Origin of the sequence: Streptomyces sp. NPDC085524 (genome assembly GCF_044541755.1) — a bacterium.
In the GTDB taxonomy this organism is placed as follows: Bacteria; Actinomycetota; Actinomycetes; order Streptomycetales; family Streptomycetaceae; genus Streptomyces.
On sequence record NZ_JBITTH010000039.1, the window covers coordinates 60,597 to 69,482 of the forward strand.

Here is an 8,886-nt window from a genome sequence, read left to right on the forward strand (position 1 = left end):
GTGGTGGTGCGGTCTTGCTGCTTACTGGTTGCCGCAGGTGGACACGGGCACTGCCGCGTCCAGCCAGGGCAGGTCGTGGCCCATCCGGTCCCGCTTGGTGCGCAGGTACCGCAGGTTGTGCTCGCCCGCCTCCACCGGCATGGCCTCCCGGTCGGTGACCGTGATGCCGTGCCGGACGAGGGCGTCGGCCTTCTCGGGGTTGTTGGTCATCAGCCGGACGCTGCGGACGCCCAGGTCGGCGAGGATCTGCGCGCCGGAGCCGTAGTCGCGGGCGTCTGCGGGCAGGCCCAGCTCCAGGTTGGCGTCGAGGGTGTCGCGGCCGCGCTCCTGGAGCTCGTAGGCGCGCAGCTTGGACAGCAGTCCGATGCCGCGGCCCTCGTGGCCGCGCAGGTAGACGACGATCCCGCGGCCTTCGGCCTGGATCCGCTCCATGGAGGCGTGCAGCTGCGGGCCGCAGTCGCAGCGCTGGGAGGAGAAGATGTCGCCGGTCAGGCATTCGGAGTGCATGCGGACAAGGACGTCCGAGCCGTCACCGATCTCCCCGTGGACGAGGGCGACGTGCTCGACCCCGTCGACGGTGGAGCGGTAGCCGTACGCGGTGAACTCGCCGAAGGAGGTCGGCAGGCTGACTTCGGCCTCGCGGCGCACGGTCGGCTCGGCGGAGCGGCGGTAGGCGATCAGGTCCTCGATGGAGATGATCGTCAGGCCGTGCTTGCGGGCGAAGGGGATCAGCTCCGGCAGGCGCAGCATGACGCCGTCCTCGCCGGCGATCTCCACGATGGCGCCGGCCGGGCGCAGGCCCGCGAGGCGGGCGAGGTCGACGGCGGCCTCGGTGTGGCCGTTGCGGACCAGGACGCCGCCGGGCTTGGCGCGCAGCGGGAAGATGTGGCCGGGGCGGACGAAGTCGCCGGGGCCGCAGACGCCGTCGGCGAGGAGCCGCAGGGTGGTGGCACGGTCGGCGGCCGAGATGCCGGTGGAGACGCCGTGGGCGGCGCTCGCGTCGACGGAGACGGTGAAGGCGGTCTTCATCGACTCGGTGTTGTTCTGGACCATCTGCGGGAGTTCGAGGCGCTCGAGCTCGTCGCCCTCCATCGGGGCGCAGATCAGGCCGCGGCACTCGCTCATCATGAAGGCGATGATCTCGGGGGTGGCCTTCTCGGCGGCGATGACGAGGTCGCCCTCGTTCTCGCGGTCCTCGTCGTCGACGACGACCACCGGGCGGCCCGCCGCGATGTCGCGGACGGCCTGCTCGACGGGGTCGAGGCGGAAGGTCTCTTCGGGGATGTCGGGCACGGGCTTCAGGCTGGTCATGCCGTTGCTCCTTCCAGGGCCGGGGCGGGGGCGGTGCGAGAGCGGAGCCACCAGTCGCGCATGCCCCAGAGGACGAGCGCGCCGTAGATGACGTAGACGAAGCCGGAGAACGCGTATCCGTTGGCGAAGTTCAGGGGGACGCCGACCAGGTCGACGAGGAGCCAGGCGAACCAGAACTCGACCATGCCGCGCGACTGGGCGTACATCGCGACGACCGTGCCGACGAAGATGTAGGCGTCGGGCCAGGGGTCCCAGGACAGCGCCGGGTAGGCGGTGAAGAGCAGGGCCACCGCGACGGTGCCGAGGGCCGCGGCGCCGACGAGGACGCCGCGCTCGCGCCAGCTGGCGAAGCGGACGGCGATGGAGCCGTCCTGGGCCTGCTGCCGGCCCCGGCTCCACTGCATCCAGCCCCAGGCGGCGACGAGCATGACGACGACCTGCTTGCCGGCGCTGCCGGACAGGTGGCCGGCGGCGAAGGCGACGAAGAGGATGACGCCCGAGAGGAACTGGGCGGGCCACGTCCATATGGAGCGCCGCCAGCCGAGGGCGAGGGCGATCAGACCGATCGTGTTGCCGATCATGTCGGACCACTTGATGTGCTGGCCGAAGGCGGTGAAGGCCTCGGAGTTCAGCCAGTTCAGGGCGCTCACTTGCCCTCCTCCTGGTCCTGGTCCTTGTCCTTGTCCTTGCCGAGCAGCCGCTCGACGTACTTCGCCAGGACGTCGACCTCCAGGTTGACCGGGTCGCCGGGCTGCTTGATGCCCAGGGTGGTCAGGGCGAGGGTGGTGGGGATGAGGCTGATGGTGAACCAGTCGGCGGCAGCCTCGACCACGGTGAGGCTGACGCCGTCGACCGTGATGGAGCCCTTCTCGACGACGTAGCGCGAGAGGTTCGCCGGGAGGGCGACCTTGACGATCTCCCAGTGCTCCGAGGGCGTCCGGGAGAGGATCTCGCCGGTGCCGTCCACGTGCCCCTGGACGAGGTGACCGCCGAGCCGCCCGCCGAGGGCCATCGGGCGCTCCAGGTTGACCCGGGAGCCCTTGGCCAGGGCGCCGAGGCTGGAGCGGTTGAGGGTCTCCTGCATGACGTCGGCGGTGAACTCGCCGTCGGCCGTCTCCACGACGGTCAGGCAGACGCCGTTGACGGCGATCGAGTCGCCGTGCTTGGCGCCCTCCGTCACGACGGGGCCGCGCACGCGGAAGCGGGAGGCTTCGGCGAGCTCCTCGACGGCGACGATCTCGCCCAGTTCTTCGACGATTCCGGTGAACACTTCAGTGCTCCTTGGGGGCGGTGGTGGCGGTGGGGACGACTTCGGGTTCTGCGGTGATGCGGATGTCGGTGCCGATGCGGGCGGTGTCCGTGATCCGGAGCCGCAGTGCGTCGGTGAGGGTGGTGATGCCGGCTTCGCCGAGGGCGGCGGGGCCGGCTCCGAGGAGGACCGGGGCGAGGTAGCCGACGACCTTGTCGACGGCCCCGGCGGCGACGAAGGCGCCGGCCAGGGTCGGGCCGCCTTCGAGGAGGACGGAGCGGACGCCGCGCCCGTACAGCTCGCCGAGCAGGGCGTCGACGGAGATCCCGTGCTTGTCGTACGGGAGCCGGGCCAGCTCCACCCCGGCGAGGTGGCGGGTGTCGGCGTCCTCGGCCACGGCGACGAGGGTGGGGCCGGCCTCGTCCAGGACGCGGGCGGTGGGCCGGATCGTGGCGTGGGTGTCCAGGACGACGCGCAGCGGCTGGGCGGCGCCTTCGACGCCCCGGACGGCGAGGTGCGGGTCGTCGGCGCGCAGGGTGCCGGAGCCGACGACCACGGCGTCGGCCTGGGCGCGCAGCCGGTGGACGTCGGCGCGGGACTCGGCCGAGCTGATCCACTGGCTGGTGCCGTCCGCGGCGGCGATGCGGCCGTCGAGCGTGGCGGCGTACTTCCACAGGACGTACGGGCGGCCCAGGCGCACGGAGGTCAGCCAGGCGGCGTTGCCCGCCTCGGCCTCCTCGGCGAGCAGTCCGGACTCCGTGGCGATCCCGGCGGCGCGCAGGGTGGCGCCGCCGCCGCTGGCCTGCGGGTTCGGGTCGGAGACGGCGTAGACCACACGGGTGACGCCGGCGTCCACGAGGGCGCGGGCGCAGGGGCCCGTACGGCCGGTGTGGTTGCAGGGCTCGAGGGTGACGTAGGCGGTTCCGCCGCGAGCCGCCTCCCCCGCCGCGCGCAGGGCGTGGACCTCGGCGTGCGGGCCGCCGGCCCGCTCGTGCCAGCCTTCGCCCACGATCGTGCCCGCGGCGTCGGTGATGACGCAGCCGACGACCGGGTTGGGGCTGGTGGAGCCGAGTCCGCGGGACGCGAGCTCGATGGCTCGGCGCATGGCACGGGTGCCCGTGTCGGGTGCTTCGTGCGCGGCGTGTGTCGCCACCGGGTCCTCCTGCCACATCGGGCACGGACTCCGGGGCCTGTCGGGATACGACAGATGAAGCGGAACAGCTCACACGGGGACGCCGAGGCCGGAAAAACGGTCCGCTCGGGCACATCCACAGGGATGCGCCGACGAACCGCCGACGGCGGCGTACCGGAAACTGGCCCGCCGCGCACTGCCTCCCATCCGGACTTTAACCGTCGGTCCAGGAATCTCACCTGGTCAACCGGCCGCTGGCTGCGGACGGGTCGCGGACTATAACCGCCGGTTCGGAATTACACCGACCCCGGAGTGCGCTGCTTACTGGTACTGCAGCCCAGTCTGCCACGGGTGATCGGCGGCCATGCGGGTGATGCCGTGTGGCCTGGGTCACACGCAGAGTGATCTGGATCTCACTCCGAGCGCCCTTCCTCCCGCTCCCCACCCTCGCGCGACCTCCCCTCGACCGCCGCTCCATCCGGATCCACCCCCGGACGGTGTGCGCCAATCCGAGGTTGGTCCAGACCTATTGACGGTTTGGTCTAGTCCTCTTAACGTTCCCCTCAACTTCACCCGGGAACAGCCCGTCAGATGTGCGCACGTCACGGGCCAACACGCAGTACCCGCATGCCTGTTGTGTCCTGCCATCCTCCCCTCCCCAGGAGGCACCATGCTGTCCCCCACACGTACGAGAGCGATGCTCCTGGCATCCGGCGCCGCAATCGCCGGACTGCTGGTCGCGGGGCTCTCGACGGGCGTCTCGCACGCCGCAGACAACGAGAGCTGTCGCCCCGACGGGCTGTACAAGACGGCCGGAGTCGACGTCCCCTACTGCTCGGTCTACGACTCCGAAGGCCGCGAGAAGATGGGCGCCGACCACCAGCGCCGCGTCATCGGATACTTCACCGGCTGGCGCACCGGCAAGGACGGCACCCCCGCCTACCTCGCCAACAACATCCCGTGGTCCAAGGTCACCCACCTGAACTACGCCTTCGCCCACGTCGGCGCCGACAACAAGATCTCGGTCGGCGCGGACAACGCGAACAACGCCGCCACCGGGATGACCTGGCCCGGGGTCGCGGGCGCCGAGATGGACCCGGCCCTCCCCTACAAGGGCCACTTCAACCAGCTGACGAAGTTCAAGAAGCAGTACCCGAACGTCAAGACGCTGATCTCGGTCGGCGGCTGGGCGGAGACCGGCGGCTACTTCGGCGACGACGGCAACCGGGTCGCCTCCGGCGGCTTCTACTCGATGGCCACCAATGCCGACGGCTCGGTCAACCAGGCCGGCATCGACACCTTCGCGGACTCCTCCGTCGAGTTCATCCGCAAGTACGGGTTCAACGGCGTCGACATCGACTACGAGTACCCGACCACGATGAAGGACTCCGGCAACCCGCTGGACTGGCAGCTCTCCAACGGCCGCCGCGCGGGCCTGGTCCAGGGCTACGCGGCCCTGATGAAGTCGCTGCGCGAGAAGCTCGACCGCGCGGGCGCCGCCGACGGCAAGCACTACCTGCTCTCCGTCGCCGCCCCCTCCTCCGGCTACCTGCTGCGGGGCATGGAGACGTTCCAGATGCAGAAGTACCTGGACTACGTCAACATCATGTCCTACGACCTGCACGGCGCCTGGAACGAGTACGTCGGCCCCAACGCCTCGCTCTTCGACGACGGCAAGGACGGCGAACTGGCCGCCGCGAGCGTCTACTCCACCTCCCAGTACGGCGGCGTCGGCTACCTCAACACCGACTGGGCGTACCACTACTTCCGCGGCTCCATGCCGGGAGGCCGCATCAACATCGGCCTGCCGTACTACACCCGCGGCTTCAAGAACGTGCAGGGCGGCACGGACGGCCTGTGGGGCAAGGCCCCCGCGACCACCTGCCCGGCCGGCGCGGGCCTGACCAAGTGCGGTGACGGCGCGGTCGGCATCGACAACCTGTGGCACGACAAGGACACCAACGGGGCCGAGTCCCCGGCGGGCTCCAACCCGATGTGGCACGCCAAGAACCTGGAGAAGGGGGTCGTCGGCGACTACGTCACCAAGTACGGCTTCCCCGCGAACACCACCCTGACCGGCACCTACGCCCGCAAGTACGACTCCACCCTGGTGGCGCCGTGGCTGTGGAACAGCCAGAAGAAGGTGTTCCTCTCCACCGAGGACGAGCAGTCGGTGGCCGCCAAGGCCGACTACGTGGTGAACAAGGGCATCGGCGGCACGATGGTCTGGGAGCTCGCGGGCGACTACGCGTACAACTCGGCCAAGGGCCAGTACGAGATGGGCGACACGCTCACCTCCCTGATGTACGACAAGTTCAAGGCCTCCGCCCCGTACGGCGCGAAGAAGGCGGGCGCCGCGCTGCCCGCCCAGGCCGTGGACATCAAGACGGAGTTCACCGAGTTCAAGCTCGGCGACTCCAACTACCCGATCACCCCGAAGCTCAAGATCACCAACAACACGAACACCACGCTGCCCGGCGGCACCGAGTTCCAGTTCGACTACGGCACCTCGGCCCCGAACAACGCCTCGGACCAGTCCGGCTTCGGCACCACGGTGATCAGCAGCGGCCACACCGGCAACAACGTCGGCGGCCTCAAGGGCGACTTCCAGCGGGTCTCCCTGAAGCTCCCGGCCTGGCAGACGCTGGCCCCGGGCGCCTCGGTCGACCTGGCCTTCAACTACTACCTGCCGGTGTCCACGCCCTCCAACTGGACGGTGAACATCTCCGGCACCGCCTACGCCCTCGCCGGCGACCTGGCCCGCGGCACGACGGTGGTCCAGCCGGGCGGCGGCTCCACTCCCCCGACCACCCCGCCGACCACGCCTCCGACCACTCCGCCGACGACTCCTCCGACGGGTGGTACGTGCACCAGCCCGGCGTACGTCGCGGGCACCGTCTACAACAGCGGCAACGTCGTCTCCCACAAGGGCCACAACTGGAAGGCCCAGTGGTGGACGCAGAACGAAGAGCCCGGCACCACGGGTGAATGGGGCGTCTGGAAGGACCAGGGCGCCTGCTGACACCCCGTCGGACGACGGTCGGGAACGACGGACGGCCGTAGATCGTGAGGACCCGGTGGCCCGGCGGCCACCGGGTCCTCGCTCGTTAGGCTGGGCCGGTGCACACACATGTCACCGCGTCGGCCGCGGACTTCGAGGAACACCGGCCCCGGATGTTCGGCATCGCCTACCGCATGCTCGGCTCCGCCACCGAGGCGGAGGACATCGTCCAGGACGCGTACCTGCGCTGGACCGCGGCGGACCGCGGGGACGTCGAGCACCCGGGGGCCTGGCTCGCCAAGGCCGTCACGAACCTGTGCCTCACCGCCCTCACCTCCGCGCGGGCCCGTCGCGAGGAGTACGTCGGCCCCTGGCTCCCGGAGCCGGTCCTCACCGCGGGCGGGGCGCTCGGCCCCCTGGAGTCGGCCGAGCAGCGGGACAGCGTGTCCATGGCCCTGCTGGTGCTGCTCGAGCAGCTCACGCCGGTGGAGCGGGCCGTGTACGTGCTGCGCGAGGCCTTCGCGTACTCCCACCGGGACATCGCCGGACTGCTGGACCTCTCCGAGGCCAACTGCCGCCAGCTCTACCGCCGGGCGGCGGCCCGGGTCACCGCGCCGAAGCCGCGCTTCGAGCCGGACCCCCAGCGGTGGCAGAGCCTCGTGGAAACCTTCCTGGAAGCCGCGCGCGGCGGGGACGTGGCCCGGCTGGAGACCATGCTGACCGCGGACGCGAAGTACGTCGGGGACGGCGGCGGAGTGGTCAGCTCGGCACTGCGTCCGATCCTGGGCCGCGACAAGGTGGCCCGCTTCGCGGTGGGCATCATGGCGAGGTACGGGGACGACCTGGCGATCACCTTCGCGGAGGTCAACGGATCACCCACGCTGCTCTTCGGCGACCTGGGGATCTTCCAGGTGGAGATCGAGGACGGGCTGGTCAGCGGGCTGCGCACGGTGACGAACCCGGAGAAGCTCGAATTCCTCCACCGCCAGCTGTCACATTCCTGAGCCCTGTCCGGTCCAAGCTGGGCAACGGACGTTCCCAGCGAAGGGCAGCCCCATGAGCACCACGAACACCCCGAACCCTCCGAACCCTCCGAACGCCATCCTCGTCACCGGGGGGACCGGAACCCTCGGCAAGCCGCTCGTCGCCAGGCTCCGGGACGCGGGCCATGAGGTCCGCGTCCTGAGCCGGAGCTCGGCCCGCTTCCCGGTCGACCTGCGCACCGGCAACGGCCTGGACGCGGCCATGGCGGGCGTCGAGGTCGTCGTGCACTGCGCGAGCTCGCCGCGCGGCGGGGACGAGGTGGCCGCCGGACACCTGATCGAGGCCGCACGCCGGGCGGGGACCGTCCGCAACCTCGTCTACATCTCGATCGTCGGCGTGGACGTGGTCCCCCTCGGCTACTACAAGACGAAGCTGAAGGTGGAGCGGATGCTGGAGGCGTCCGGGCTGGGGGTGACGATCCTGCGCACGACCCAGTTCCACGACCTGGTGGCGCAGGTGGTCGACACCGTGGCGAAGCTGCCGGTCGTCCCGGTGCCGGTGCCGGGCGGCGTACGGGTCCAGCCGATCGCGGTCGAGGAGGTCGCGGCCCGCCTGGCGGAGCTGGCGGTCCCCACCCCCGCGGGCCGGGTCCCGGACATGGGCGGCCCGGAGATCCGCACCCTGCCCGACCTGGCCCGCACCTACCTCGCGGCCACGCACCGCCGGAGGCGCGTCCTCCCCCTGCCGCTGGCGGGAAAGACGTACGCGGCCTTCAAGCGCGGCGGCAACCTGACCCCCTCGCACGCGGTGGGCCGGGGCACGTTCGAGCAGTACGCGGCGGGGCGGGGGGTATAGGGGGCGGGGGGCGGGGTACGGGTTCACGCGCACGCGGGCCCCGCTCCGGGGCGGCGTTTGCCCACCCGCCCGCTGGGTGCGGGTGGGGGTGGGGCGGGCGGCCTGGAGGGAGGGGGGCTTCGCCTTTTCGGGCGCTGCTCTGGGGCGGTTGTCATGAACCCCTTTCCCTGATGGGCGGGGTGGGGGTGGTCGCGGGATCCGAGCCGGTCGGAATCAGAGAGGGCTTGGGGATTTCCCGTCAGTCCCATAGTCCTTCCGCGTCGGGCCGGCCTGTCAAGGGCGCTCCGTAAGGTGTTGGGTGGTCCGGGAGGGCTGGGTGTGGCTGAAGGGTGCTTGCCTTTTGTGGCTGAGAGG

General features: G+C 70.9%; 7 protein-coding genes and 1 riboswitch. Of the genes, 3 read left to right on the plus strand and 4 right to left on the minus strand.

What is annotated here, in order from left to right; translation table 11 throughout:
* Positions 1-21: 21 nt before the first annotated feature.
* The 4 genes from ACIGFK_RS38820 to ribD are packed head-to-tail and all read right to left on the minus strand — an operon-like array spanning position 22 to position 3,665.
* Positions 22-1,311 carry a bifunctional 3,4-dihydroxy-2-butanone-4-phosphate synthase/GTP cyclohydrolase II gene (locus tag ACIGFK_RS38820; RefSeq protein WP_400055592.1) on the minus strand — a complete coding sequence of 430 codons (1,290 nt, stop codon included), beginning with the start codon at positions 1,309-1,311 and terminating at the stop codon, positions 22-24.
* The gene (locus ACIGFK_RS38825; RefSeq protein ID WP_376661122.1) at positions 1,308-1,952 is read right to left on the minus strand and encodes a nicotinamide riboside transporter PnuC; all 645 of its coding nucleotides are present in this window, start codon (positions 1,950-1,952) and stop codon (positions 1,308-1,310) included. The genes ACIGFK_RS38820 and ACIGFK_RS38825 overlap by 4 nt, the downstream gene beginning before the upstream one ends.
* A 5-nt stretch (positions 1,953-1,957) precedes the next feature.
* Positions 1,958-2,581 (minus strand): riboflavin synthase, encoded by a 624-nt coding sequence (locus ACIGFK_RS38830; RefSeq protein WP_386473078.1) that lies wholly within the window; start codon positions 2,579-2,581, stop codon positions 1,958-1,960.
* Between the two features lies 1 nt (position 2,582).
* Positions 2,583-3,665 (minus strand): bifunctional diaminohydroxyphosphoribosylaminopyrimidine deaminase/5-amino-6-(5-phosphoribosylamino)uracil reductase RibD, encoded by a 1,083-nt coding sequence (ribD, locus tag ACIGFK_RS38835; RefSeq protein WP_400055598.1) that lies wholly within the window; start codon positions 3,663-3,665, stop codon positions 2,583-2,585.
* A gap of 216 nt (positions 3,666-3,881) precedes the next feature.
* Positions 3,882-4,012, minus strand: a riboswitch (FMN riboswitch).
* Positions 4,013-4,362: 350 nt separating this feature from the next.
* Here ribD and ACIGFK_RS38840 point away from each other — a divergent pair.
* The 3 genes from ACIGFK_RS38840 (at position 4,363) to ACIGFK_RS38850 (ending at position 8,532) form a co-directional block, all read left to right on the plus strand.
* Positions 4,363-6,714 (plus strand): chitinase C-terminal domain-containing protein, encoded by a 2,352-nt coding sequence (locus tag ACIGFK_RS38840; protein ID WP_386473075.1) that lies wholly within the window; start codon positions 4,363-4,365, stop codon positions 6,712-6,714.
* 98 nt (positions 6,715-6,812) lie between these two features.
* Positions 6,813-7,697 carry an RNA polymerase sigma-70 factor gene (locus ACIGFK_RS38845; RefSeq protein ID WP_376661120.1) on the plus strand — a complete coding sequence of 295 codons (885 nt, stop codon included), beginning with the start codon at positions 6,813-6,815 and terminating at the stop codon, positions 7,695-7,697.
* A gap of 52 nt (positions 7,698-7,749) precedes the next feature.
* Positions 7,750-8,532, plus strand: a complete 783-nt coding sequence (locus ACIGFK_RS38850) for an SDR family oxidoreductase (RefSeq protein WP_400055594.1) — start codon at positions 7,750-7,752, stop codon at positions 8,530-8,532.
* Positions 8,533-8,886 lie beyond the last annotated feature (354 nt).

Excerpts from the sequence above, each read along its gene's own strand:
- ACIGFK_RS38820 (WP_400055592.1), bottom strand. The coding sequence starts at position 1,311 with ATGACCAGCCTGAAGCCCGTGCCCGACATCCCCGAAGAGACCTTCCGC.
- ribD (WP_400055598.1), bottom strand. The coding sequence starts at position 3,665 with ATGCGCCGAGCCATCGAGCTCGCGTCCCGCGGACTCGGCTCCACCAGC.
- ACIGFK_RS38840 (WP_386473075.1), top strand. The coding sequence starts at position 4,363 with ATGCTGTCCCCCACACGTACGAGAGCGATGCTCCTGGCATCCGGCGCC.
- ACIGFK_RS38850 (WP_400055594.1), top strand. The coding sequence starts at position 7,750 with ATGAGCACCACGAACACCCCGAACCCTCCGAACCCTCCGAACGCCATC.